At 71.1% G+C, this 25,269-nt stretch carries 27 protein-coding genes; 20 read left to right on the top strand and 7 right to left on the bottom strand.

All coding sequences use genetic code 11. The features are described from left to right. The first annotated feature begins 110 nt into the window (after nt 1-110). From OG514_RS03080 to OG514_RS03065, 4 genes are all read left to right on the top strand, one after another. The gene (locus tag OG514_RS03080) at nt 111-1,058 is read left to right on the top strand and encodes a heme o synthase (RefSeq protein ID WP_266890564.1); all 948 of its coding nucleotides are present in this window, start codon (nt 111-113) and stop codon (nt 1,056-1,058) included. 98 nt (nt 1,059-1,156) lie between these two features. Continuing rightward, nucleotides 1,157-1,477, top strand: coding sequence for a hypothetical protein (locus tag OG514_RS03075; RefSeq protein ID WP_266890562.1), 321 nt, complete (start codon nt 1,157-1,159; stop codon nt 1,475-1,477). Between the two features lie 75 nt (nt 1,478-1,552). Next, the gene (locus OG514_RS03070; protein WP_266890560.1) at nt 1,553-2,668 is read left to right on the top strand and encodes an amidohydrolase family protein; all 1,116 of its coding nucleotides are present in this window, start codon (nt 1,553-1,555) and stop codon (nt 2,666-2,668) included. 42 nt (nt 2,669-2,710) lie between these two features. Then, nucleotides 2,711-3,628, top strand: coding sequence for an immunity 49 family protein (locus OG514_RS03065; RefSeq protein ID WP_266890558.1), 918 nt, complete (start codon nt 2,711-2,713; stop codon nt 3,626-3,628). 81 nt (nt 3,629-3,709) lie between these two features. Here the strand turns inward: OG514_RS03065 and OG514_RS03060 are convergent, their stop codons facing one another. The 3 genes from OG514_RS03060 to OG514_RS03050 all read right to left on the bottom strand — a co-directional run bounded on the left by OG514_RS03060 (nt 3,710) and on the right by OG514_RS03050 (nt 6,561). Then, nucleotides 3,710-4,678, bottom strand: coding sequence for a heme A synthase (locus OG514_RS03060; RefSeq protein ID WP_266900730.1), 969 nt, complete (start codon nt 4,676-4,678; stop codon nt 3,710-3,712). A gap of 73 nt (nt 4,679-4,751) precedes the next feature. Then, nucleotides 4,752-5,537 carry an ABC transporter permease gene (locus OG514_RS03055; protein WP_266890557.1) on the bottom strand — a complete coding sequence of 262 codons (786 nt, stop codon included), beginning with the start codon at nt 5,535-5,537 and terminating at the stop codon, nt 4,752-4,754. 88 nt (nt 5,538-5,625) lie between these two features. Continuing rightward, nucleotides 5,626-6,561, bottom strand: coding sequence for an ABC transporter ATP-binding protein (locus tag OG514_RS03050; RefSeq protein ID WP_266890555.1), 936 nt, complete (start codon nt 6,559-6,561; stop codon nt 5,626-5,628). 277 nt (nt 6,562-6,838) lie between these two features. Here OG514_RS03050 and OG514_RS03045 point away from each other — a divergent pair, with 277 nt between their 5' ends. From OG514_RS03045 to OG514_RS03010, 8 genes are all read left to right on the top strand, one after another. Further along, entirely contained in the window at nt 6,839-7,564 is a 726-nt protein-coding gene (locus OG514_RS03045; RefSeq protein ID WP_266890553.1) for a metalloregulator ArsR/SmtB family transcription factor, read from the top strand. Then, a complete protein-coding gene (gene sufB, locus OG514_RS03040) occupies nt 7,561-8,976 on the top strand; it encodes a Fe-S cluster assembly protein SufB (protein WP_030322521.1) in 1,416 nt (471 codons plus the stop codon). Before OG514_RS03045 ends, sufB begins: the two co-directional genes overlap by 4 nt. Nucleotides 8,977-9,047: 71 nt before the next feature. Continuing rightward, a complete protein-coding gene (sufD, locus tag OG514_RS03035; protein ID WP_266890549.1) occupies nt 9,048-10,229 on the top strand; it encodes a Fe-S cluster assembly protein SufD in 1,182 nt (393 codons plus the stop codon). Then, nucleotides 10,229-10,546, top strand: a complete 318-nt coding sequence (locus tag OG514_RS03030) for a bifunctional 3-phenylpropionate/cinnamic acid dioxygenase ferredoxin subunit (RefSeq protein WP_030322524.1) — start codon at nt 10,229-10,231, stop codon at nt 10,544-10,546. The genes sufD and OG514_RS03030 overlap by 1 nt, the downstream gene beginning before the upstream one ends. Before the next feature lie 7 nt (nt 10,547-10,553). Beyond that, nucleotides 10,554-11,321 carry a Fe-S cluster assembly ATPase SufC gene (sufC, locus tag OG514_RS03025; RefSeq protein ID WP_024757174.1) on the top strand — a complete coding sequence of 256 codons (768 nt, stop codon included), beginning with the start codon at nt 10,554-10,556 and terminating at the stop codon, nt 11,319-11,321. Then, nucleotides 11,318-12,586 carry a cysteine desulfurase gene (locus tag OG514_RS03020; protein ID WP_187624021.1) on the top strand — a complete coding sequence of 423 codons (1,269 nt, stop codon included), beginning with the start codon at nt 11,318-11,320 and terminating at the stop codon, nt 12,584-12,586. Before sufC ends, OG514_RS03020 begins: the two co-directional genes overlap by 4 nt. 10 nt (nt 12,587-12,596) lie before the next feature. After that, complete coding sequence (gene sufU / locus OG514_RS03015; RefSeq protein WP_266890541.1) at nt 12,597-13,061, top strand: Fe-S cluster assembly sulfur transfer protein SufU; 465 nt, start codon at nt 12,597-12,599, stop codon at nt 13,059-13,061. Further along, a complete protein-coding gene (locus tag OG514_RS03010; RefSeq protein WP_266890539.1) occupies nt 13,058-13,396 on the top strand; it encodes a metal-sulfur cluster assembly factor in 339 nt (112 codons plus the stop codon). The genes sufU and OG514_RS03010 overlap by 4 nt, the downstream gene beginning before the upstream one ends. A gap of 98 nt (nt 13,397-13,494) precedes the next feature. Here OG514_RS03010 and OG514_RS03005 read toward each other — a convergent pair whose 3' ends face one another. After that, complete coding sequence (locus OG514_RS03005; RefSeq protein WP_266890537.1) at nt 13,495-14,598, bottom strand: oxidoreductase; 1,104 nt, start codon at nt 14,596-14,598, stop codon at nt 13,495-13,497. 62 nt (nt 14,599-14,660) lie between these two features. Here OG514_RS03005 and OG514_RS03000 point away from each other — a divergent pair, with 62 nt between their 5' ends. From OG514_RS03000 to OG514_RS02985, 4 genes are all read left to right on the top strand, one after another. After that, complete coding sequence (locus tag OG514_RS03000; RefSeq protein ID WP_266890535.1) at nt 14,661-14,981, top strand: multidrug efflux SMR transporter; 321 nt, start codon at nt 14,661-14,663, stop codon at nt 14,979-14,981. After that, a complete protein-coding gene (locus OG514_RS02995; protein WP_266890533.1) occupies nt 14,981-15,529 on the top strand; it encodes a TetR/AcrR family transcriptional regulator in 549 nt (182 codons plus the stop codon). Before OG514_RS03000 ends, OG514_RS02995 begins: the two co-directional genes overlap by 1 nt. A gap of 165 nt (nt 15,530-15,694) precedes the next feature. After that, a complete protein-coding gene (dapD, locus tag OG514_RS02990; RefSeq protein ID WP_266890531.1) occupies nt 15,695-16,678 on the top strand; it encodes a 2,3,4,5-tetrahydropyridine-2,6-dicarboxylate N-succinyltransferase in 984 nt (327 codons plus the stop codon). A gap of 62 nt (nt 16,679-16,740) precedes the next feature. Continuing rightward, the gene (locus OG514_RS02985; protein ID WP_266890529.1) at nt 16,741-16,959 is read left to right on the top strand and encodes a hypothetical protein; all 219 of its coding nucleotides are present in this window, start codon (nt 16,741-16,743) and stop codon (nt 16,957-16,959) included. Here OG514_RS02985 and dapA read toward each other — a convergent pair. Then, nucleotides 16,938-17,831 (bottom strand): 4-hydroxy-tetrahydrodipicolinate synthase, encoded by an 894-nt coding sequence (gene dapA / locus OG514_RS02980; protein ID WP_266890527.1) that lies wholly within the window; start codon nt 17,829-17,831, stop codon nt 16,938-16,940. The genes OG514_RS02985 and dapA overlap by 22 nt on opposite strands. Nucleotides 17,832-17,966: 135 nt before the next feature. On the opposite strand from dapA, the gene OG514_RS02975 reads away from it, so the two are divergent. Continuing rightward, entirely contained in the window at nt 17,967-18,719 is a 753-nt protein-coding gene (locus OG514_RS02975) for an SDR family NAD(P)-dependent oxidoreductase (protein WP_266890525.1), read from the top strand. A 7-nt stretch (nt 18,720-18,726) separates the two neighbouring features. Here the strand turns inward: OG514_RS02975 and OG514_RS02970 are convergent, their stop codons facing one another. Further along, nucleotides 18,727-19,182 (bottom strand): GNAT family N-acetyltransferase, encoded by a 456-nt coding sequence (locus tag OG514_RS02970; protein ID WP_266890523.1) that lies wholly within the window; start codon nt 19,180-19,182, stop codon nt 18,727-18,729. Nucleotides 19,183-19,293: 111 nt separating this feature from the next. Between OG514_RS02970 and OG514_RS02965 the strand changes: the two genes are divergently transcribed. Then, on the top strand, nt 19,294-20,019 hold the full coding sequence (locus OG514_RS02965) for an antibiotic biosynthesis monooxygenase (protein WP_266890521.1): 726 nt from the start codon (nt 19,294-19,296) through the stop codon (nt 20,017-20,019). A 25-nt stretch (nt 20,020-20,044) separates the two neighbouring features. On the opposite strand, the gene OG514_RS02960 is transcribed toward OG514_RS02965, so the two are convergent. Continuing rightward, nucleotides 20,045-21,907 carry an endonuclease/exonuclease/phosphatase family protein gene (locus OG514_RS02960; protein ID WP_266890519.1) on the bottom strand — a complete coding sequence of 621 codons (1,863 nt, stop codon included), beginning with the start codon at nt 21,905-21,907 and terminating at the stop codon, nt 20,045-20,047. A gap of 224 nt (nt 21,908-22,131) precedes the next feature. On the opposite strand from OG514_RS02960, the gene OG514_RS02955 reads away from it, so the two are divergent. Further along, entirely contained in the window at nt 22,132-23,586 is a 1,455-nt protein-coding gene (locus OG514_RS02955; protein ID WP_266890517.1) for a hypothetical protein, read from the top strand. Between the two features lie 193 nt (nt 23,587-23,779). After that, on the top strand, nt 23,780-25,240 hold the full coding sequence (locus OG514_RS02950; RefSeq protein WP_266890515.1) for an alkaline phosphatase PhoX: 1,461 nt from the start codon (nt 23,780-23,782) through the stop codon (nt 25,238-25,240). Nucleotides 25,241-25,269: the final 29 nt, after the last annotated feature.

Raw genomic sequence — 25,269 nt, 5'->3', positions numbered from 1 at the left:
CCCCCGCGAAGATCGGCGTCTGGGCAACGTCTACAGTGGCGTGGTACGCGCAAGCTTTGCCCCGTCTTCATCCGGGCGGCTTGCTGGGAATTTCTCTGTCAGGGGTGTGCGTGACGGCCGTCGAGTCCCGACCCGCAGGGGTCGTCTTGACTCCCAGCCCGGGGGGCCATCGGCCGTTCGGGGCCCGCGTCAAGGCATACGTGGCGCTGACCAAGCCGCGGATCATCGAACTGCTGCTCATCACCACCGTTCCGGTGATGTTCCTCGCCGAGCAGGGCGTGCCCGACCTGTGGCTGGTGCTCGTCACCTGCTTCGGCGGCTACCTGTCCGCGGGCGGCGCCAACGCGCTGAACATGTACATCGACCGCGACATCGACGCGCTGATGGACCGCACCTCCCAGCGTCCGCTGGTCACCGGCGTCCTGACGCCGCGCGAGGGCCTGGTCTTCGGCCTCACCCTCGCCGTGGTCTCCACGCTCTGGTTCGGCCTGCTCGTCAACTGGCTCTCGGCCGCCCTCTCGCTCGGCGCGCTCCTCTTCTACGTCGTCGTCTACACGATGATCCTGAAGCGCCGCACCGCGCAGAACATCGTCTGGGGCGGCATCGCCGGCTGCCTGCCGGTGCTCATCGGCTGGTCGGCCGTCACCAACTCGATGTCCTGGGCCGCGGTCATCCTCTTCCTCGTCATCTTCTTCTGGACGCCGCCGCACTACTGGCCGCTGTCGATGAAGGTGAAGGACGACTACGCCCGCGCGGGCGTGCCGATGCTCCCCGTCCTCGCCTCCAACAAGGTCGTCGCGAAGCAGATCGTCGCGTACAGCTGGGTGATGGTCGCCGTCTCGCTGCTGCTCACCCCGCTCGGCTACACCGGCTGGTTCTACCTGACGGTGGCGCTGGCCACCGGCGGCTGGTGGCTCTGGGAGGCGCACGGGCTGCTCAACCGCGCCAAGTCGGGCGCGACCGGCGCGAAGCTCAAGGAGATGCGCCTTTTCCACTGGTCCATCACCTATGTCTCGCTGCTCTTCGTGGCGGTCGCGGTGGACCCCTTCCTCCGCTAGCGCTCAGATGATTCGACCGGCAGACGGCCGGGTCACGTGGGATAGGCCACGTGACCCGGCCGTCGCCAGTAGATCTACCCCTCGGTAGCATCGTTTTCATGGCAGAAACGAAGCAGGCAGAGCGCAAGGCGGCCAGGCTCGCCAAGGAGATCAAGGCCTTCTCCAAGGAGCACGGCGGCTCCGAGGGGCACCTCGCGCACATCGGCCAGGCGGGCACCCGGATCGTCCTCGTCGGCACGGACGGCGGCTGGGGCGACCTCGTCGCGCCGACCTACGAGATCGCCCAGCAGGCCGCCGAGAAGGCCGGCCTCACCCTCCACGAGGAGTTCGACGGCGAGTTCGCCGCCAAGGTCGCCACCGGTCCGTACGAGTGGACCCGGATGGCCGGTATCCAGATCGGCGGCCCCTCCAACAGCTGAGGCAACAACCTCGCGCGGGGCTCACCCGTTAGGACGTGTGGAGACGCGACACGGCCACACAGGGAGCCCCCCGAGATGATCGACACGCCGAGCCTGGTGGACCAGTACTGCCACGGGGTACTCCGTAAGGAGCTCGGCCTCGGCACCTTCGAGGCCCACCTCGGCGCCCAGCTCGGCGGGAGCACCAAGCTGCCCGCCGCCGGCACCACCTTCTTCGACACCCAGACCGGCTTCGCCGTGCGCCGCTGGTGCCCGCCGCTCCTCGGTCTGGAACCGCACTGCCCGCCCGCCCGGTATCTCGCGCGCCGCCGCGAACTGGGCGTCGCCGAGGCGGGCCGCCGCCTGCTGCGGGCTTCCGGGATCGCGACGTACCTCGTCGACACGGGGCTCCCGGGCGACCTCACGGGGCCCGCCGAACTCGGCGCCACGGGGGCCGCCGAGGCCCATGAGATCGTCCGCCTCGAACCCCTCGCCGAACAGGTCGCCGACACCTCGGGCACCGTCGAGGCCTTCCTCGCCAACCTCGCGGAGGCCGTCCACGGGGCCGCCGTCCACGCCGTGGCCTTCGCCTCCGTGACGGGCGTACGCCAAGGACTCACGGACGCGCCCGAACCCCCGGGACCCGGCGAGGTCCGCGGAGCGGCGGGGCGCTGGCTCGCCGGACGCCCGGCGGGCGGCCGGCTCACCGACCCCGTCCTGCTGCGCCATCTGCTCTGGATCGCGGTCACCGCCGGGCGGCCCCTCCAGCTGCACACCGGGGACCGGGACCCGGCCTCGGTGGCGGGTTTCGCCGCCGCCACCGCGGGGCTCGGCGCCGACCTGGTGCTGCTGCACTCCTACCCGTACCACCGCGCCGCCGCGCACCTCACCGGCGTGCACCCGCATGTGTACGCGGACCTGGGCCCCGTCCTCGCCCACACCGGGGCCCGGGCGGCGGCCGTCCTCGCCGAGGTCCTGGAGCGGGCGCCGTTCGGCAAGCTGCTGTTCTCCAGCGGCGCCCAAGGACTGCCCGAGCTGCACGTGGTCGCCGCGAGCGTCTTCCGCACCGCCCTCGCCCGGGTGCTCGGCGAGTGGGTCATGGACGGCGCCTGGTCCCGTACGGACGCCCAGAGGGTCGCCGCGATGATCGCGGCGGACAACGCACGACGGGTCTACCGGCTGGCCGGGCCCGCTGTCGGTGCGCGTTGCTAGCGTTCCCGAGCAAGATCGAACGAATCTCGGGGAGCGGAAGCCATGCGGGAAGTGACGGGACACCGGGTCGACGGGGCGAGGGCCGAGCAGGCGCTCCAGGACGTCTGGGGGCAGGTCTTCGACGACTGGCACGACCTCCGGTACGGCGGGATGTCACTCAGCCGCCTCGGTAAGACGCGTGACGAACTGCTCGACCACGTCGGGGCCCGCACCCTGGAGGACCCCGCGCTCGCCGCCGACTCCTCGCGGACGGTGCTGCTCACCGCCGCCGAGTGCGCCCTCGGCGTGCTGGGCCTCGGCTGCTTCCCCGGCGGCGACTGGGACGTCCCCCTGCCGCTCGTCGACAGGACACTGTCCAGCGACGACCAGCTCTACGACGAGGAGCTGGCCGGGGACCACCGGGTGCCCACCGCCCGCACCTGGATCGACGCCTTCGCGCTGTGCCTGATCAGCGGGCTGGCCTGGGAGCGGCGGCGGGTGATCGGCCCGCTGCTCCGGGAGGACTACGCCCCCGCGATCCGCGAGGGGGTGCCGTACTCGGTGTTCGACTCGGTCTCGGAGCCGGCGGACCTCGCGGAGATGGATGCCCTCTGCGCGTACCTGACCGTCGAGCGAGGGCGGTACCCCGGCGCCGTACCCGGGGCCGTCCCGGTGCGCCGGCCCGACGCGGAGGAGCGCGCGCGTGCGGCGCGGGCCCTGGACGCGGCCGGTGCGCTCGGCCCGGACCAGAGACTGCTGCGCGTGCTGCTCGACGACGACCGCGAGGCTTTCGAGCAGGCGCTGGTGGACCGGCTCGTGGAGCACCGCGCGGGCGTCGGGGCCGATCCCGAGCCGAAGACCCTGCTGCCGGTGGGCGCCGTCGCGCTGACCGCGCTCGCGCACCTGGCGCACGGCTGGGAGCCGGGCGTCCGCTCCGGGTACCTGCCCGAGGCGCTGCTGCGCGCGCCGGTGTCCGTATGAACGGAGCCGCCCGGACCCCCTCGCCCGTGGGCAAGGGGGTCCGGGCGGCTCCGGACGGTCTCGGTCGCGCTCCGGCGCGTCTCAGGCGGTCGCGAGCTCGGGGTCGGCCTGGGCCGGGATGTCGGCGGTGGGGGCCGGGCGCTCGCGCAGGCTCAGGGCCAGGCGCAGGACCGCGATCCACATCAGCGAGGAGCCGAGCATGTGGGCGGCGACCAGGAGCTCCGGGACCCCGGTGAAGTACTGGACGTAGCCGATGGCGCCCTGGGCGAGCAGCACGATCAGGAGGTCGCGGGCGCGGGCCCGGGTGTCGAGCGGGGCGTCCACCACGCGCAGGACCAGCCACATCGCGAGCGCGAGCGCGCAGACGACCCAGGCGGCGATGGCGTGGAGGTGGGCGGCGTCCGTCCAGTCCCAGGGCATGCGCGGCACGTCGCTGCTGTCACCGGCGTGCTTGCCGGCGCCGGTCACCGTCGTGCCGAGCGCGATCAGCAGGCCCGAGGTGATCGTGATCGCCCAGCCCAGCTTGCGGACCGGGCGCGGCACGCGCGGGCGGGAGGCGGTGTCGCCCTCGCCGGTCCGGTGCCAGGTGATGACGGCGACGGTGAGCAGCGCGTTCGCGGCGAGGAAGTGGCCGGCGACCGTCCACGGGTTGAGGCCCATCCACACCGTGATGCCGCCGATGACGGCGTTGCTCATCACGATCCAGAACTGGGCCCAGGCGAGCCGGGTCAGCCCGCGCCGCCACGGCTTGGTGGACCGGGCGGCGATGATCGCCCAGCCGACCGCGGCCGACAGGACGTAGGTCAGCATCCGGTTGCCGAACTCGATCGCACCGCGATAGCCCTGCTCGGGCGTCACGATCAGGCTGTCGTCGGTGCACTTCGGCCAGGTGTCGCAGCCGAGACCGGAACCGGTCAGCCGGACCGCGCCACCCGTGACGATGATGAGGACGCTCATCACGACGGCGGAGAGCGCGGCGCGCCGGAGCGTCCTGGGGGACGGGGTCCAGCGCCTGGCGATGGAGGCGAGGGGGGTCAGCACGCGCCCTATCGTAGGCCGGGGCTTGTGCACGCTTTCACGAGGGGTGCCTTGTCGGGAAACGTCACCCTCTGGGACCCCTCCACTACTCCCAGCGGAAGAACTTCGCCGCCGCGCCGAGGCCGAGGACGGCCCATACCGCGAGGGTCAGCGCGTCGCCCCAGGGCAGGGCCGCGCCGTCCTGGAGGACCGCGCGCAGCCCGTCGGAGAGGGCCGAGATCGGGAGCAGCTCCAGGACCGAGCGGGCCGCGTCCGGGAACTTCTCCAGCGGGACGATGACCCCGCCGCCCACCAGGAGCAGCAGGAAGACCAGGTTGGCGGCGGCCAGGGTGGCCTCCGCCTTCAGGGTGCCGGCCATGAGCAGGCCGAGGCCGGAGAAGGCGGCCGTGCCGAGCGCCAGGAGGAGCAGCACGGACAGCGGGTTGCCGTGCGGGGACCAGCCGAGGCCCAGGGCGATCGCCGTCAGAAGTGCGATCTGGAGGACCTCGGTGACCAGGACGGCGAGCGTCTTGGCGGTCATCAGCGCCCAGCGGGGGAGCGGCGAGGCGCCGAGCCGCTTGAGCACCCCGTACCGCCGCTCGAAACCGGTCGCGATGGCCTGGCCGGTGAACGCGGTCGACAGGACGGCGAGGGCGAGGATGCCGGGGGCGAGGAAGTCGACGGCCTTGTCGGTGCCTCCCGTCGTCGAATCGGGCACGGTGATGATGTCGACGGTGGAGAAGAGCACCAGGAGCAGCGACGGGATGATCACGGTGAGCAGCAGCTGCTCGCCGTTGCGCAGCAGCATCCGGGTCTCCAGCGCCGTCTGCGCCGCGATCATCCGGCCGACGGGTGCGGCTCCCGGCCGGGGGGTGTACGTACCAGTGCTCACGACCGCAGTTCCTTGCCCGTCGGTTCGAGACTGTGCCCACCCGGGGGACGACCCCTGGACCCCCGGCCGATCTGGGTGCCGACCCGCATCATCCGCGCAACTCCTTGCCCGTGAGTTCAAGAAAGACGTCCTCAAGAGTGTGGCGCTCGACGGAGATGCCGTCGGGCATGACGCCGTGCTGGGCGCACCAGCTGGTGACCGTGGCGAGCAGCTGCGGGTCGACGGTGCCGGTGATCCGGTACGTGCCCGGGAGCGGCTCCGCCGCGGCCGTGCCGTCCGGCAGCGCCTTGAGCAGGGAGCCCAGGTCGAGTCCGGCGCGCCCGGTGAACCGCAGGGTGTTCTCGGCGCCGCCCCGGCACAGCTGCTCGGGGCTGCCCTGGGCGGCGACCCGGCCGGCGTCGACGATGGCGACGTCGTCGGCGAGCTCCTCGGCCTCCTGCATGAAGTGGGTGGTGAGGACCACGGTCACGCCGTCGGTGCGCAGCTCGCGCACGAGGTCCCAGGTGGCGCGGCGGGCCTGCGGGTCGAGTCCGGCGGTCGGCTCGTCGAGGAAGACGAGCTCGGGGCGGCCGACGACGGCCATGGCGAGCGCGAGGCGCTGCTGCTGGCCGCCGGAGAGGCGCCGGTAGGTGGTGCGGCCGCAGGAGCCGAGGCCGAGTCGCTCGATGAGGGCGTCCACGTCCAGGGGGTGGGCGTGGAGCTTCGCCATGTGGCGGAGCATCTCGTCGGCGCGGGCGCCGGAGTAGACGCCGCCGGACTGGAGCATGACGCCGATCCGGGGCCGCAGGGCGGCGGCGTCGGCGACCGGGTCGAGGCCGAGGACGCGTACGGTGCCGCCGTCGGGCCTTCGGTAGCCCTCGCAGGTCTCGATGGTGGTGGTCTTGCCGGCTCCGTTGGGGCCGAGGACGGCGGTGACGGTGCCGGCCCGTACGTCGAGGTCGAGGCCGTCGACGGCGGTCTTGTTGCCGTACCGCTTGACCAGGCCACGCACCTGGACTACCGACTCGACGGACTCGTTTCGCATGACGGGAAGTCTAGAGAGGGGCCGAAGGTCCTTCCGGCGCGGGGCCCGGGTGCCTGGAGGCACACCTCGCTCTTGATCGTTCCGGGCGGCTCGGGGGGTGGCGGAGCCCTTGTGGCCTGCGGGTACGGGTTCGCCGGGCGGCCGGATCGCGCCCCTGATTCGTCCTACGAATGATCGTTTCCGCAGGTCAGGTAAGCCTTACCTGAGTGATGCACGGCACCGTCGCCGCTCCCGGGGCCGCTTGTCAGTCCGAGATTAATTACGCAACAATGGCGTTGTGAAAAACGTTGGCGCGGCTCCGGTGGAGGAACTCGCGACCCGAGAGCGTTCGACGCGCAACCGGGTCGCGCGGTCGATCCTGGACCACGGGCCGTCGACCGTCGCCGACCTGGCCGGACGACTCCGCCTCACCCAGGCCGCCGTCCGCCGCCACCTCGACTCGCTGGTCGCCGAGAACGTCGTCGAAGCCCGTGAGCAGCGGGTCTACGGGGCCCGCGCCCGGGGTCGCCCCGCGAAGATCTTCGCGCTCACCGACTGCGGCCGGGACGCCTTCGACCAGTCCTACGACTCCCTCGCCGTCGAGGCGCTCCGGTGGATCGAGCGCAACGCCGGCGGAGAGGCGGCCGTGGCAGCCTTCGCCCGCGACCGGATCGAGGCCCAGGCGGACACGTACCGCGAAGCTGTTGAGGCGGCCGAGCCCGCGCAGCGGACCGAGGCGCTCGCCAAGGCCCTGACCGCGGACGGGTACGCTGCCACTGCGCGGAACGCGCCGGTCGGCGAGCAGCTCTGCCAGCACCACTGCCCGGTCGCCCACGTCGCCGAGCAGTACCCACAGCTGTGCGAGGCGGAGACGGAATTCTTCTCCCGCCTCCTGGGAACGCACGTCCAGCGTCTGGCCACCATCGCGCATGGTGACGGCGTCTGCACCACGTTCATCCCGCACAGCGCCCCACAGACCACCGAATCAGCATCCGTCAGTACGGCCGGGAGGAACCCCGCATGACCACCGAGATCAGCCACCCCGAGCTCGAGGGCCTGGGTCGGTACGAGTACGGCTGGGCCGACTCCGACACCGCCGGTGCCACCGCGAAGCGCGGTCTGAACGAGGACGTCGTCCGCGACATCTCCTCGAAGAAGAACGAGCCCGAGTGGATGCTGAAGCTGCGTCTCAAGGGTCTGCGGCTCTTCGACAAGAAGCCCATGCCGACCTGGGGCTCCGACCTCTCCGGCATCGACTTCGACAACATCAAGTACTTCGTGCGGTCCACCGAGAAGCAGGCCGAGTCCTGGGAGGACCTGCCGGAGGACATCAAGAACACGTACGACAAGCTCGGCATCCCCGAGGCGGAGAAGCAGCGCCTCGTCGCCGGCGTCGCCGCCCAGTACGAGTCCGAGGTCGTCTACCACCAGATCCGCGAGGACCTGGAGGAGCAGGGCGTCATCTTCGTCGACACCGACACCGCGCTGAAGGAGCACGAGGAACTCTTCAGGGAGTACTTCGGCACCATCATCCCGGTCGGCGACAACAAGTTCGCCTCCCTGAACACCGCCGTCTGGTCCGGCGGATCGTTCATCTACGTGCCGAAGGGCGTGCACGTCGAGATCCCGCTCCAGGCCTACTTCCGCATCAACACGGAGAACATGGGCCAGTTCGAGCGGACGCTGATCATCGTCGACGAGGACGCCTACGTCCACTACGTCGAGGGCTGCACCGCCCCGATCTACTCCTCGGACTCGCTGCACAGCGCCGTCGTCGAGATCATCGTGAAGAAGGGCGGCCGCTGCCGCTACACGACCATCCAGAACTGGTCGAACAACGTCTACAACCTGGTGACCAAGCGCGCCGTCGCCTACGAGGGCGCCACCATGGAGTGGGTCGACGGCAACATCGGCTCCAAGGTCACCATGAAGTACCCGGCCGTCTACCTGATGGGCGAGCACGCCAAGGGCGAGACCCTCTCCATCGCCTTCGCGGGCGAGGGCCAGCACCAGGACGCCGGCGCCAAGATGGTCCACATGGCCCCGAACACCTCCTCCAACATCGTCTCCAAGTCGGTGGCGCGAGGCGGCGGCCGCACCTCCTACCGCGGTCTCATCGAGATCGGCGAGGGTGCGCCGGGCGCCAAGTCCAACGTGCTCTGCGACGCGCTGCTCGTCGACACGATCTCCCGCTCGGACACGTACCCCTACGTGGACGTGCGCGAGGACGACGTCTCCATGGGCCACGAGGCCACCGTCTCCAAGGTCTCCGAGGACCAGCTCTTCTACCTGATGAGCCGCGGCCTCACCGAGTTCGAGGCCATGGCGATGATCGTCCGCGGCTTCGTCGAGCCCATCGCCAAGGAACTCCCGATGGAGTACGCCCTGGAGCTCAACCGGCTGATCGAGCTGCAGATGGAGGGCTCGGTGGGCTAACGCCCCCACCCCGCCCCACCACACGCAGCGACCGATTTCCACGTACGCAGGAAGAGAGCAACACGACAGCCATGGCTGAGGCTCAGAACATCCCGGCGGGCTCCACCACCGCCGGCTCGATCGCGGTGGCCGCCGAGTCCACCGTCGCCACGCGCATGAGCGCGCCCCCGTCCTTCGACGTCGCGGACTTCCCCGTCCCGCACGGCCGCGAGGAGGAGTGGCGGTTCACCCCGCTCGCCCGCCTCCGCGGACTTCACGACGGCACCGCCGTCGCCTCCGGCGAGGGCGTCAAGGTCGAGGTCGAGGCCCCCGAGGGCGTCACCGTGGAGACCGTCGGCCGCGAGGACGAGCGCCTCGGCAAGGCCGGCACGCCCGTCGACCGGGTCGCCGCCCAGGCGTACTCCTCCTTCGAGAAGGCCTCGGTCGTCACCGTCGCCAAGGAGGCCGTCCTCGACGCGCCGATCCGCATCACCGTGCACGGTGAGGGCGGAGTCGCCTTCGGTCACCAGGTCATCGAGCTCGGCGCCTTCGCCGAGGCCGTCGTGGTCCTCGACCACTCCGGCGACGCGGTCCTCGCGGCCAACGTCGACTACGTCCTGGGCGACGGCGCCAAGCTGACCGTCGTCTCCGTCCAGGACTGGGACGAGAAGGCCGTCCACGTCGCCCAGCACAACGCGCTGGTCGGCCGTGACGCCTCCTTCAAGTCCGTCATCGTCACCTTCGGCGGCGACGTCGTCCGCATCCACCCGCGGGTGCGGTACGCGGCGCCCGGCGGCGAGGCCGAGCTGTTCGGTCTGTACTTCACCGACGCCGGCCAGCACCAGGAGCACCGCCTCCTGGTCGACCACAACACCCCGCACTGCAAGTCCAACGTGGCCTACAAGGGCGCGCTGCAGGGCCAGGACGCGCACGCCGTCTGGATCGGCGACGTGCTCATCCGGGCCGCCGCCGAGGGCACGGACACGTACGAGCTCAACCGGAACCTGGTCCTCACGGACGGCGCCCGGGTCGACTCCGTACCGAACCTGGAGATCGAGACCGGCGAGATCGCCGGCGCCGGTCACGCCTCGGCCACCGGCCGCTTCGACGACGAGCAGCTCTTCTACCTGATGTCCCGCGGTATCCCGCAGGCCGAGGCCCGTCGCCTCGTCGTCCGCGGCTTCTTCGCGGAACTCGTCCAGCAGATCGGTCTGCCGGACGTCCAGGAGCGCCTCCTCGCCAAGATCGAGGCCGAGCTGGAGGCCTCCGTCTGATGGCCTTCGTCCGAGTGTGCGCGCTGAGCGAGCTGGAGGCCGACACCCCGAAGCGGGTCGAGGTCGACGGCACGCCGGTGTCGGTCGTGCACACCGAGGGCGAGGTGTTCGCGATCAACGACATCTGCTCGCACGCGAACGTCTCGCTCTCGGAGGGCGAGGTCGAGGACTGTGCCATCGAGTGCTGGCTGCACGGCTCCAGCTTCGACCTCCGCACAGGCAAGCCCTCCGGCCTTCCCGCGACGCGCCCCGTCCCCGTATACCCCGTAAAGATCGAAGGGGACGATGTGCTCGTCTCCGTCACCCAGGAGTCCTGAGTCACCCATGGCAACGCTTGAAATCCGCAACCTGCACGTCTCCGTCGAGGCCGAGAACGGCCCCCGCGAGATCCTCAAGGGTGTCGACCTGACCATCAAGCAGGGCGAGACCCACGCCGTCATGGGCCCCAACGGCTCCGGCAAGTCGACCCTGGCGTACTCGCTCGCCGGCCACCCGAAGTACACGGTCACCGGCGGCACCGTCACCCTCGACGGTGAGGACGTCCTGGAGATGTCGGTCGACGAGCGCGCCCGCGCCGGCGTCTTCCTGGCCATGCAGTACCCGGTCGAGGTCCCCGGTGTCTCGGTCTCCAACTTCCTGCGCACCTCCGCCACGGCCATCCGCGGCGAGGCCCCCAAGCTGCGTACCTGGGTGAAGGAGGTCAAGTCCGCGATGGAGCAGCTCCAGATGGACCCGGCCTTCGCCGAGCGCAACGTCAACGAGGGCTTCTCCGGCGGTGAGAAGAAGCGCCACGAGATCCTCCAGCTGGAGCTTCTCAAGCCCAAGATCGCGATCCTCGACGAGACCGACTCCGGCCTGGACGTCGACGCGCTGCGCCAGGTCTCCGAGGGCGTCAACCGGGTCCGCGAGACCGGTGAGGTCGGCACCCTGCTGATCACCCACTACACGCGGATCCTCCGCTACATCAAGCCCGACTTCGTGCACGTCTTCTCCGAGGGCCGCATCGTCGAGTCCGGCGGCGCCGAGCTCGCCGACAAGCTGGAGAACGAGGGCTACGAGGCCTACAGCACGAAGGGTGGCGCATCCGCGTGACTTCTGCCCATCAGGGGCTCTCCGGCCTCCTCGACACCGAGGCGATCCGCAAGGACTTCCCGCTCCTGGATCGCGTGGTCCACGACGGCAAGAAGATCGTGTACCTCGACTCCGCGGCGACCTCGCAGAAGCCGCGGCAGGTCCTCGACGCGCTCAACACGTACTACGAGCGTCACAACGCCAACGTCCACCGCGGCGTCTACACGGTCGCCGAGGAGGCGACGGCGCTGTACGAAGGCGCCCGTGACAAGGTCGCGGCCTTCATCAACGCGCCGAGCCGCGACGAGGTGATCTTCACCAAGAACGCCTCGGAGTCGCTCAACCTCGTGGCCAACATGCTGGGCTGGGCCGACGAGCCCTACCGCGTGGACCACGAGACCGAGATCGCCATCACGGAGATGGAGCACCACTCCAACATCGTGCCGTGGCAGCTGCTCTCGCAGCGCACGGGCGCGAAGCTGAAGTGGTTCGGCCTCACCGACGACGGCCGTCTCGACCTCTCGAACATCGAAGAGGTCATCACCGAGAAGACCAAGATCGTCTCGTTCACGCTGGTCTCGAACCTGCTGGGCACGATCAACCCGGTCGAGACGATCATCCGGCGTGCGCAGGAGGTCGGTGCGCTGGTCTGCATCGACGCCTCCCAGGCGGCCCCGCACATGGTCCTGGACGTGCAGGCGCTCCAGGCCGACTTCGTGGCCTTCACCGGCCACAAGATGTGCGGTCCGACGGGCATCGGCGTGCTGTGGGGACGGCAGGAGCTCCTGGAGGACCTGCCGCCGTTCCTCGGCGGCGGCGAGATGATCGAGACCGTCTCGATGCACTCCTCGACGTACGCGCCGGCTCCGCACAAGTTCGAGGCGGGTACGCCCCCGATCGCCCAGGCCGTCGGCCTCGGCGCGGCCGTGGACTACCTCTCGGCGATCGGCATGGAGAACATCGCGCGCCACGAGCACGCGATCACCGAGTACGCCGTCCGGCGCCTCCAGGAGGTCCCGGACCTGCGGATCATCGGCCCCACCACGGCCGAGGACCGCGGCGCGGCGATCTCCTTCACGCTCGGCGACATCCACCCGCACGACGTGGGCCAGGTCCTCGACGAAGAGGGCATCGCGGTCCGGGTCGGCCACCACTGCGCGCGGCCGGTCTGCCTGCGGTACGGAATTCCTGCGACCACGCGGGCGTCGTTCTATCTGTACTCCACCCCGGCCGAGGTCGACGCCCTGGTCGCGGGTCTGGAGCACGTACGGAACTTCTTCGGCTAGGGGACGGCTCGTGAAGCTGGATTCGATGTACCAGGACGTCATCCTGGACCACTACAAGCACCCGCACGGGCGCGGTCTTCGGGACGGCGACGCCGAGGTGCACCACGTCAACCCGACGTGCGGCGACGAGATCACGCTCCGCGTGAAGTACGACGGCTCGCTCATCGAGGACGTGTCGTACGAGGGACAGGGCTGCTCCATCAGCCAGGCCTCGGCGTCCGTCCTCAACGAGCTGCTCGTCGGCAAGGAGCTGGCCGAGGCGCAGAAGATCCAGGGCACCTTCCTGGAGCTGATGCAGTCCAAGGGCCAGATCGAGCCCGACGACGCGATGGAGGAGATCCTGGAGGACGCGGTCGCGTTCGCCGGAGTCTCCAAGTACCCGGCCCGTGTGAAGTGCGCGCTGCTCAGCTGGATGGCGTGGAAGGACGCGACCGCCCAGGCTCTGGGTGACGCGGCGGAGAGGAAGTCGGCATGACCGAGAACGCCGAGGCCACGATGAAGCCGGCCTCCGAGGAAGAAGTCCGTGAGGCGCTGTACGACGTCGTCGACCCCGAGCTGGGCATCGACGTCGTCAACCTGGGCCTGATCTACGGCATCCACATCGACGATTCGAACATCGCGACGCTGGACATGACCCTGACGTCGGCGGCCTGTCCGCTGACCGATGTGATCGAGGACCAGGCGAAGTCCGCGACGGACGGCATCGTCAGCGAACTGAAGATCAACTGGGTCTGGATGCCCCCGTGGGGCCCGGACAAGATCACGGACGACGGTCGCGAGCAGCTGCGCGCGCTCGGCTTCAACGTCTGATCGACCCCCGCTCGTCTTGGCGGTGAACGGCCGTGCCCCTCGGGGCACGGCCGTTTCGCGTGTCGGGGCGGTGTCCGGTCGCGCGCGTGGTCGCGGGTCTAGAGGATTCCCGCCGCCTGGCTCAGGTCCTGGGCCAGGTTCTCCTTGCGGATGCGCTGGTCGACGTAGAGCAGCGCCGTGACCAGCGGGGGGAAGACGGAGACGATCATCTGGCTGATCAGCTGGCCGAGGGCGGCGAACGTGATCACGACCACCACGGCGGCCACCATCGCGGAGGAGTCCACGTCGGAGAAGTCGGTGGTCGACAGCGGGGTCGACACCAGCAGGGAGATGACCTGCTGAATCATCATTCCGACGACGGAGGCCATGATCCCGGCGGCGAGCAGCGAGCCGAACAGCCGCCACCAGGAGCCCCGGACCAGGTGCGAGGAGCGGCGCATCGAGGCGACCGCGCCCTGGCCCTCCATCACCGCCGCCGACGGAGCCAGGCTGAACTTCACCCAGATCCAGAGGGCGAACGGGAGGGTCGCCAGCGCGCCCAGGAACCAGAGCAGCATGACGGCGAACGAGATCCCGGAGCCCGAATAGCCGGCGTCCGCGCCCGTGGACGCGTCGGCGATCTCGGCGACGAACGCGATCATCATCATGACGAAGGCGACCATGAAGAGGATCACCGGAATCAGCAGCGCCACGCTCGTCAGGAGCACCGTGCCGAGCACCGCCGGCATCCGGGCCCAGGCCCGGCGCCAGATCACGCCGAAGGTCGTGGGCCGGCCGAGGACGGCCTCCTGGACCACGGCCGGACAGGCCGCCGCCACCAGGGCGTTCGCGACGAGGATCGCGATCATGCCGACGATCCAGACGCAGGCGAAGGCGACGATCAGTGGCTGGATGTCGTCCCACCGCGGCGTCCGGCCCTCGGGCAGGTCGAACACGGCGGGGAAGAGCTCGCCCACGGCCGCGTACGCGATGCCGATCGCCGCCAGGACGACCAGCAGGGCACCGAGGTAGACGGCCGCCGCCACGCCCAGGAGCTGCTTCCAGTAGCGGCCGAAGGTCGAGAAGGCGCCGGTCAGGATCGTGCTGAAGGTGAGCGGGGCCAGGGGTATCACGCCGGGCTTCGGCGGCGGCGGTGGCGGCGGGTAGCCGTAGCCATAGGGCGGCCCTGCGGGACCGTAGGGCGGACCTGGGGGAATCGTCATGCGGGACACCGTATCGGGCGCCGTTGCGTACGCCTGTACGTATCTTGTGTACGCTCGTACGCATGGGTTACGGACTGCTTGCGGGCGCCATCGCGGCGGAGATACTCGCCACCACCTCCATGAAGTACAGCGAGGGCTTCACCAAGCTCTGGCCCTCGATCGTCACCGGCGTCGGCTATGTCGTCGCCTTCGCGCTCCTTGCGCAGGCGCTCAAGACGCTCCAGGTCGGCACCGCGTACGCCATCTGGTCGGGCGTCGGCACCGCCGCCGTCGCCACCATCGGCATCCTCTTCCTCGGCGAGACCCTCAGCCTCCCCAAGATCGCCGGGATCGTCCTCATCATCGCCGGGGTCGCCGTCCTCAACCTGGGCGGCGCCCACTGATGGCCCGCCCCCGCCGCCACGACCCCGAACGGCGCGAGCGGATCGTCGACGCGGCCCTCCGGGTCGCCGGACGCGCCGGGATCTCCGGGATCAGCCACCGCACCGTGGCCGCGGAGGCCGATGTGCCGCTGGGCTCGACCACGTACCACTTCGCCTCCCTCGACGAACTCCTCGTCGCGGCGCTCCGCAAGGCCAACGAGGGCTTCGGGGAGCTGCTGCGGGAGCGAGCCGCCCTCGCCGCGCCGGACACCGACCTCGGGGCCGCGCTCGCCCGCCTCCTGGGGGAGTGGATGGGCGGCGAACGCGCGCGCGTGGAGCTGGAGTACGAGCTCTACCTCGCCGCCTTGCGCCGCCCCGCGCTCCGCCCGGTCGCCGCCGAGTGGACCGAGACCGTGGTCTCCGTCCTCTCCCGGCACACCGACCACGCCACCGCGCGCGCCCTGGTCGCCCTCATGGACGGCATCTGCCTCCAGTCCCTGCTCACCGGCGACGCGTACGACGAGGAGTACGCGCGCGAGATGCTGGCGCGGGTGCTGCGCCCGGCCTGAGCGGGAGCCGGACGAGAGCTCGGGCGAGAGCCGGGCACGGGCCCTGCCCGTCCTGAAGGAAGGACCGAAAAGGGCCCTCCCGCGCTCGTCGGAACCGCCCACACGCTCGACCGACACCTGAGACCGGTTGGCCCGCGCGGGGCCCCGCCGGTTAGGTTTTCCGTCATGACCACTGCTCCTCGCACCACCGGCGCCGTCGCCGCCGGCCTCGCCACCATCGCCGGTGACGGCTCCGTTCTCGACACCTGGTACCCCGCCCCCGAGCTGACGGAGGCGCCCGGCCCCGCCGGCACCCAGCGGCTCAGCCCCGACGAGGCCGTGAACGCCCTCGGCGAGGGCGCCGCCAAGGCCCTCGGCGTGGACGCCCGCCGGGGCGTCGAGGTGGTCGCCGTCCGTACCGTCATCGCCTCGCTCGACGAGAAGCCGCTCGACGCCCACGACGCCTACCTGCGGCTGCACCTGCTCAGCCACCGCCTGGTCAAGCCGCACGGCCAGAGCCTGGACGGCGTCTTCGGCCTGCTCACCAACGTCGCCTGGACCTCGCTCGGTCCGGTCGCCGTCGACGACATCGAGAAGGTCCGCCTCAACGCGCGCGCCGAGGGCCTGCACCTCGCCGTGACGAGCATCGACAAGTTCCCGCGCATGACGGACTACGTCGTGCCCGCCGGGGTCCGCATCGCCGACGCCGACCGCGTCCGCCTCGGCGCCCACCTCGCCGCCGGCACCACGGTCATGCACGAGGGCTTCGTCAACTTCAACGCCGGCACCCTCGGCACCTCGATGGTCGAGGGCCGGATCTCCGCCGGCGTCGTCGTCGGCAACGGCTCCGACATCGGCGGCGGTGCCTCCACCATGGGCACCCTCTCCGGTGGCGGCAACGTCGTCATCTCGATCGGCGAGCGCTGCCTGATCGGCGCCGAGGCGGGCGTCGGCATCGCGCTCGGTGACGAGTGCGTCGTCGAGGCCGGTCTGTACGTCACCGCCGGCACCCGGGTCACGATGCCCGACGGCGAGATCGTGAAGGCCCGTGACCTCTCCGGCGGCTCGAACATCCTGTTCCGCCGCAACTCGGTCACCGGCGCCGTCGAGGCCCGCCCGAACAACGCGGTCTGGGGCGGGCTGAACGACATCCTCCACAGCCACAACTGATCCGGTGACTCTGCGTTAACAGAACGCAGAGTCACCGCACGCAGACAAGGCGAGGAGTCGACATGAGGACGAAGCCCATGGTCGCAGGAGTGCTCACGATGGCGGCGGTCCTGCTGCCGGCCGGGACGGCCGCGGCCGACGAGACGCACACCCACAACGGGCCCACCGTCACCAACGGGCCCAGCCTCTCGCTCCACACGGGTCAGATCGACGACCCGCTGGAGGACGTCCTGGAGCACGCCGCGATCCTCGGCAGGACCTACACCACCGACTCCGCCTGATCCGTCCGGACCAGCGCCTCGTACAGCCCCCGCAGCCCGTCGGCCGTCTCCCGGTCGGCGGGCTGCAGGGGTTCCCGCACCGGGCCGCCGAGCAGCGCCTTGACGGTCACCGTGCCGGGCAGGCCCCCGGCCATCATCCGCTCGGCGAGGGGCATCAGCCGAGCGTTGAGCCGGGCCGCCTCCGCGGTGTCGCCCGCGTCGAAGGCATCGAGGATGCCGCGCAGCTGACGGGGCGCCACGTTCGCCACCGTGCTGACGTAGCCCGCGCCGCCGACCGCGTACAGCGGCAGGTTCATCTCCTCGCAGCCCGAGTAGTACGCGAGCGGGGTCTCCGCGATCAGCCGGGCCGAGCTCAGCAGGTCGTACGCGCAGTCCTTCACCGCCACGATCCGCGGGTGCTCGGCGAGCCGCCGCATCGTCGCCGGCTCGATCCGGGTGCCCGTACGGCCGGGGATGTCGTAGACCATCACCGGAAGTCCGGTCGCGTCCGCGACCTTCAGGAAGTGCGCCTCGACGGCCGACTGCGGCGGGCGGCTGTAGTACGGGGTGACGACGAGCAGTCCGTCCGCCCCCGCCGCCTCCGCCTGACGGGCCAGCTGGGCCGTGTGCCGGGTGTCGGCGGTCCCGACGCCCGTCAGGACCGAGGGTCCGGGCCCGACGGCTTCCCGGACGGCTCGGACGAGCGCGGCCTTCTCGGCGTCGGTGGTGGTCGGCGACTCGCCGGTGGTGCCGCTGAGGACCAGGCCGTCACAGCCCTCGCCGACGAGCCGGGCGGCCAGCTTGCCCGCCTCGTCGAGGTCGAGCTCACCGGTGGCGGTGAACGGGGTGATCATCGCGCAGAGCGCGCGGCCGAAAGGTCGTGCAGAAGTCATCCGCCAAGTCTGGGTGCACCGGACCGTGAAGGTCCACTTAGATCTGCTTGGCTCAAGAGATAAGGACCACTGAAGGGTCGGGGTGGTCTGACATGATCGGGGGGCGCGACAGGGGGACATGGAGAACAGCACCGCATGAGCTCACACAGCACCGAAGGACAGCGCGTCGCACTCGTCACCGGCTCGTCCTCGGGCATCGGCGCCGCCGTCGCCCGCCGCCTCGCAGAGGCCGGCTACCGGGTCGTCGTCAACTCCGCCCGCTCCGTCGAGGCGGGCGAACGGCTCGCCGCCGAACTGCCCGGCGCCGTCTACCTCCAGGCCGACGTGTCCGACGAGAGCCAGGCCAAGGCCCTCGTCGAGCGGGCCGTGGCGACCCTCGGCCGCCTCGACCTCCTCGTCAACTGCGCGGGCACCACCCGGTTCATCCCGCACGACGACCTCGAAGCCGCCTCCCCCGACGTCTGGCGCCACCTCTACGACGTCAACGTCATCGGCGTCTGGCAGACCGTCACCGCCGCCGTCCCGCACCTGCGGAAGGCCCGCGGCGCCATCGTGAACGTCTCCTCGCAGGCCGGTGTCCGGCCGGGCGGCAGCTCCATTCCGTACGCCGTCTCCAAGGCGGCCGTCAACCACATGACGAAGCTCCTCGCCAAGGCCCTCGGCCCCGACGTGCGGGTCAACGCGGTCGCACCCGGCCTCGTCGACACCCCCTGGTTCGACGGGGTCGACGGCGCCGACGTGGCCAAGGCCCATGTGGCGGACGTCGTCCCGCTGCGCCGGGTCGGCCGCGCCGAGGACATCGCCGGGGCCGTCCACGACCTGGCCCACTCCTCGTACATCACCGGCGAGGTGCTGCTCGTGGACGGCGGCGGACACCTGCTCGGCTAGCTCCGCCTCAGAGGGCGCGCTTGAAGCCGTCGTGGCTGCGCGCGAAGCCCAGTGAGGCGTAGAAGCGGTGGGCTTCCGTCCGCCGCTTGTCGCTCGTCAGCTGGACCAGCGCGCAGCCGCGCTCCCGCGCGCGTGCCACGGCCCGCTCCATCAGCTCCCGGCCGAGACCGTCGCCGCGCCGGTCGGCCCTGATCCGGACCGCCTCGATCAGGGCCCGCTCGGCGCCGCCCTTGCCGAGCCCCGGGATATACGTGACCTGGAGACAGCCCAGGACCAGCTCACCGTCCGTCAGGACCAGCATCTCGTTGCGCGGATCGGCCTCGATGGCCGCGAACGCCCGCTCGTACGCCTCGGTGACGGTGACCGAGTCGGGGTCCACGACCGTCTCCTCGTCGGCGAGGAGGGCGAGGACGGTGGGGAGTTCGGCGCGGGTGGCCGGGCGAAGGATCGGGGCGCGGGTCATGGCGCGAAGTCTCGCACGGGAGACGGGCTTGACCTCAACCAAGGTTGAGGGACGACGGTGGAGCCATCCGAGGAACCCCGAGGAACCCCGAGGAACAGGAGACGTCCCCTCATGAACGCCGTCGCACGCCCCGATGCCCGTCCCGACCTCCACCGCCCCGGAGTCGGCGCCGTCCTCGTCAGCACCTGGAGCGTCGGCACTCCCGAGCGCCAGCGCGCCGCCGTCGAGGCGATCCGCACGGCCTGGGAGAGCCGGGAATGGCCGGACCTCGGGCTGCTCTCGTACAGCGTCCTCACCGGGACCGACGGGGACACGCTGCTGCACTACTCGCAGTGGACCGAGCAGAAGGCCTACGACGACTTCGTCCGCACCTACCGCGACGACCGGAACGCCGAGATCGACGCCGCCGTGCCCGGCGTCGAGCGGTTGGAACTCCGCCGCTACGGGGCGATCCACCGCTCCACCGTCCACGCCGCGACGAGCACGGGGGAGCTGCCCGGGGTCGTCGTGATCGTCGAGGCGGACTTCGAGGGGGCCGGGGCAGCGGTCGGCGCGGGGCACCGGGAGGAGTGGGTGGACAGCGTGTTCGCCGCCCTGGACGAGGACGCGGTGACGCGGCCGACGACCGGCGGGATCAGCGGCCAGTTCCATCTGTCCGTCGACGGCGGCCGGGTCCTGAACTACGCCGAGTGGGAGAGCGAGCAGGCCCATCTGGACTGGCTGGCGGACGACGCCCCGCTGAGCGAGGCCTGGAAGCGCGTCCGGCACGACCCTCGGCTCGTGGGCGGCCGGGTGCGGCGGTACACGCCCGCGCTCAGTCTGAGCGCGGGCGTGTGAGGGGGGCCGGTCGGCCCCGGAGCCGCTACGGGCGGAAGCGCAGGACCTGGGGGTCGTGGTCGCTGTCCTGGTCGGCGAACTCCGCGTTGATGTGGACGCTGTCGTACTCGAAGTGGTGCACGCCGGGGCTGGTCAGGATCTGGTCGAGGACCTGGCTGTTGCCCTGGAAGACGTACGAGTAGCGCTCGCTGCGCGGCAGCGACTTCACGGCCGGGTACAGCGCGCCGCCGTCGGTCAGCGCCTGCGTCGTGCCGGAGAACTCGAAGTCGTTGATGTCGCCGACGACGAGGACGTCGGCCTGCTTCTCGAGCGCGACGATGTCCTTCACGAAGGAGTTGACGGCCTGCGCCTGGAGGAGTCGCTTCGCCTCGGAGGAACGGTTCGGCGGCTGGTGGTGCGAGACGATCGACTCGTCGCCGCCCTTGGAGCCGAAGTGGTTGGCGATCACGAAGACCGTACGGCCGCGGAAGACGAACTCGCCCGCGAGCGGCTTGCGGCTGCTCTCCCAGGCGGTGTTCGCCGGGTCGATCCGGCCGGGGGAGACGGTCAGCGCGGCGTGGCCCTTCGTGCCCGTCACGGCGGTGGCGGTGGTGGCGTCGCCGCCCGCGCGGTCCGTGAAGGAGACCCGCTCGGGGTTGAAGAGGAAGACCTGACGGATATTGCCGCCGGGCTCGCCGCCGTCCTTGTTGTTCTCAGGGTCGACCGAGCGCCACTCGTACGCCGGGCCGCCGGCCGCGACGATCGCGTCCGTGAACTTCTTCACCGTCTGGTCGGCGGCGACCGTGCCGTCGTTCTTGGCGCCGGTGTTGTCCTGGATCTCCTCCAGGGCGAGGATGTCGGGCGAGGCCAGGTTGTCGACGACCGCCTTCGCGAGCGCGTCGAACTTCTCCTGCGGGTCGCTCGGGTCGAGGTTCTCCACGTTGTACGTGGCCACGGCCAGCTCGTTCTTGTGCTGCTTGTCCGTGGACTCCCGCTCCAGGCCCTCGTCGACGACCGTGCCGAGGGTGCGGGCGGTGATCGTGTAGCCGCCGAACTGGTTGAAGTCGAGCGGGCCCTCGGTCGTGCCGGTCAGCCGGTCGCCGACGTTCGCCTTGGGGAACGGCTGCTGGGCGATCGGGGTCAGCGACTGGATCTGCAGACGGCCGGTGTTCTGCGACTCGTACGAGCCGTAGACCGTGCCGCCGCGCCAGTTGCGGTTCTCCCAGGGCTTCACCGTCACCCAGAGCTCGGAGTACGGGTCGGTGGCGCCGACCACGCGCGAGGAGCCGATCCGGACGTTCGTGCCCTCCAGGGACTCGTAGTAGTCCAGGGCGTACGTCTCCGGGTCCAGGGTCAGGCCGTTGATCGAGCCGCCGGCGGCCGGGTCGCCCTCGGGGGCGTACTCGTCAGGGACGGACCAGGCCGAGACGGTCACGGGGGCCGGGACGGCGTTGCCCTTCGAGACCACGGTGACGACCGGCTTGGAGATCTGGGTGAGCGACTGGTTGCCGGAGTTCAGCCCGCCGGGGACGTACTCGGTGACCGTTCCGTTCAGGCTGACCGCGTCGCCGACGGCGACCGTCGGGACGGAGCTGGTGAAGACGAAGATGCCCTCGCTGGTGGCCGGGTTCGCGTCGGCCTCGGGGTCCTGGATCCAGAAACCGCGCGAGCCGTAGGTGCGGACGCCGGTGACGATGCCCGTGACGCCGGTGACCTGAGTGCCGACGAGCGGCGAGACGCGGGTCGTGCCCTGGATGTCGTGGATGCGGACGCCGGCCGCGGCGTCGTCGGCGGCGGCGCTCGTCGAACCGGCGAGCAGACCCGCGGAGAGGGCGGCGGCGACGACGGCGGAGACCGCGGCGGAGCGCGCGACGGTGCGGCCGGCAGATCTCGGTATGGAGGAAGGCATCAGGGGACTCCGAGGGTGCTTGGAGGAACGGCAGATGAATCTACGCGCGTCAATCTCTTTGCAGAGCGCCCAACTTGTCAAGAGTCGACGAGTGTACGAAGGCTGACGGATGTGTGAACCGACGGACGCCCTCCCGGATGCGTCTACGCTGAGAGCCGCGCTTCGAGCCCTCTCTGAGCCCCCTTTCACCCTTCACCCACGGACGCGTCGAGGAGACCCCCCAGATGTCAGCGGAGCACCCCACCCTTCCCCCCGTTCGGCTGCGTGCGGACGCGGAGCTGGCGCGGGACGCCCTGGCGGCCCCCCTCCTCGCGCACGCGGTACGGCTCGCCCGCTGGGCCGGGCCGGACACCCGGGTCGACGCGGGCGGCGAACTCGTCGACGAGCAACTGCCCGAGGCCGTCGAGGTCCTGGGCCTCACCGACGACGAGGACGCCGAGATCTGGGCGGCCGACGCCTGGCGCCTCGCGGTCGACACCGGCCTGGTGAACGTCGAGGACGGTGACGAGGACGAGGCGGGTGACGCTCCCGGGCGGGCCACGCCCGGCGAGAACCTCGCGCTCATGACGGGCGGTTCGCCCCAGGACGTCCTCGCGCTCTGGCTGGAGGGCTTCGACGTGGTCTTCGCCGACGCCGTCGCCCCCGTCCTCGACGACCTCGACGCGATCGTCGGTGAGGACGGCGAGATCGACATCGAGTCGCTCGACTGGGACCCCGAGGTGGAGGCCGAGTTCCTGGAGGGTGTCCTCGGCAACCTCTACCTGCTCACCGTCAGCGAGGGCGGCCCCGGCGAGGGACCGGTCCCGCTGCCCGCGCTCGCCGCGTCGATGGTCGTCCCCGACGACATGGGCGAACCGACCGACGACGTCCTGGAGCAGGTCTCGGACGCGATGATGCGGCTCGACGAGCAGTTCCGGCTGCTCGAACCGATCGGGCTGGTCGAGTACCAGCCCGTCGACGAGGCGCTGATGGCCGAGGAGGGCGAGGAGCCCGCGCCGCCGGTCGACGACGAGGACGTCACCCGGTACGGCATGGTCCGGCTCACCGAACTCGGCCTCTACGGCGTCCGCGCCCGGATGCTGGACGCCGGCGTCGACGCCCCCGCCGTCGGCGACCTCGCCGACAAGGGCGCCGACGCGCTGCTCGACGGGATCTCCGGCTACCCGGAGGCCGCCGCCCGCGAGGAGACCGCCGCCTGGCTGACCGGCCGCGACGCGCTCGGCGCCGCCCGCGAGCTGCTGCACGCCGCGCGCGGCGCGGACGCCGGCTCGCCGCTCCGCCGCCTCCACTGCCAGCAGACGCTGTCCCTGGTGGGCGCCGAGGCGGAGCCGGCCGTACGGGAAGTCCTGGACGACGCGGAACTCGGCGGCCTCGCGCGGGTCTGGCTCGCCGAGCGGGGCGCGGCGGACGTGCCCGCGCCGCCGGAGTCGATGATCTTCTGGCTGGCGATCGACACGATCGCGGCCCAGCTGGACGCGGACGGCGACCTGGGGGAGCTCCAGGAGCTGATCGAGGGGCTCACGGGGCGCCACAGCGGCTTCTTCGAGGCGGCCTGGCGGGTGGAGCACCCGGCGACCGCGGAGGTCCTGGAGGCGATGGGACGCCTGCACCGGGACAAGGGCGCGGCGAAGGAGGCCCGCAAGGCCGCTTTCAAGGCGCGGTCGCGGTCGGGGGCCTGAGACAGGAGGCGTTCGGGGCCTGACGGCGGGGCGGTAGGGGCCTGACACAGGAGGCGGTCGGGCCTGACGGCGAGCGGGGGGACACCGTCGGGCTGTCGCGCCCGGCGGTGTTCCCGTGGCGTTCAGACGGTGTTCGTGGCGGCGCGGGAGGGTGGCCCGCGACAACCGGGCCAGCACAGGGAGAACGCCACACATGCCCCTCAACCGCAGAGAGTTCACCAAGCAGTCCGCCGTCGCCGGTGCGGGGCTCGCCCTCACCGGCGTCGTCGGTGCTCTCGCCACCGCGCCCGAGGCGCTCGCCTCCGACGACCTGGAGACATACGGCGCCGGCCACGGTCACGACCACGACGGCGACCACGGTCATGGGCACGGCCACGGCCACCGGCTCGGGTACGGAGAGCTCGTCGCCGACCCCGAGGGGATGCTCGCCCTGCCCGCCGGGTTCACGTACCGCGTCATCACCCACAGCGGTGTGACCCGGCTGGAGTCCGGCGAGTTCACGCCCTCCAACCACGACGGCACCGCCGCCTTCGCCGGGCCGCGCGGCACCACGTATCTGGTCAACAACCACGAGCTCAAGGGCACCCGCGACAAGTGGGCCCACCCGGTGCCGCTCACCGAGGGGCTCGTCTACGACCCGGCCGCGGCCGGCGGCTGCACGGTCGTCGAGGTGCACCGCGACGGCACCGTCGCCGAGTGGGTCGGCATCGCCGGCACCTCCACCAACTGCGCCGGTGGCAGCACCGCCTGGGGCACCTGGCTGACCGGCGAGGAGAACTCCGACCGCGCCGGCGTCAACGGCATGACCAAGGACCACGGCTACATCTTCGAGGTCGACCCGCGCGACCGCCGCGCCAACCGCGCCCCGAAGCCGGTCAAGGCCTTCGGCCGGTACGACCACGAGGCCGTCGTCATCGACCCCAAGCGCGGCCACGCCTACCTCACCGAGGACGCCTCCAACCCCAACGGACTGCTCTTCCGCTGGGTGCCGCCGAAGGGCTTCGAGCACGGCCGCGGCAAGCTCCGCACCCTCGCCGACGACGCCGGTGTGCTCCAGGCCGCCAAGTGCGTCGACTCCGCGGGCCGCTTCGTGGACGACCTCTCCCGGGCGAGCCGGATCGGCACCGTCTACGGCGTCGACTGGGTCGACGTCCCCGACCGCGACGGCCGTACCGTCTCCGTCCGCAAGCAGTTCACGGACGGCCAGGTCACCCGTGCCCGCAAGCTGGAGGGCATGTGGTGGGCCGACGGCGGCACGTACGTCGTCTCCTCCTACGCGCGCGAGGAGAGCCCCGGCGCCGCGCACGACGGCCAGGTCTGGTTCTACGACCCCAAGCGCCGCACCCTCACCCTCAAGGTGCTGCTCGGTGTGAACGCGAACCCGGACGTGGACGGCGCCTACGACGGCCCCGACAACATCACGGTCTCCCCGTACGGCGGGCTCGTCATCGCCGAGGACGGCGAGGGCGTCCAGCACCTCTTCGGCGCCACCGACTCGGGCCGCACCTACCCGATCGCCCGTAACGACCTCAACGGCAGCGAGTTCACCGGTGTGACCTTCTCGCCCGACGGGGACACACTGTTCGCCAACATCCAGGACCCGGGCATCATGGTGGCCATCACCGGCCCCTGGCGCCGTCAGCCCCGCCGCTGACCTCTGGTCAGTTCCATGGACTGACATCT

Origin of the sequence: Streptomyces sp. NBC_00572 (genome assembly GCF_026341815.1) — a bacterium.
Lineage (GTDB): Bacteria > Actinomycetota > Actinomycetes > Streptomycetales > Streptomycetaceae > Streptomyces.
Note: the sequence above shows the minus strand (reverse complement) of the source record. Positions and strands in the feature narration are given on the sequence as shown.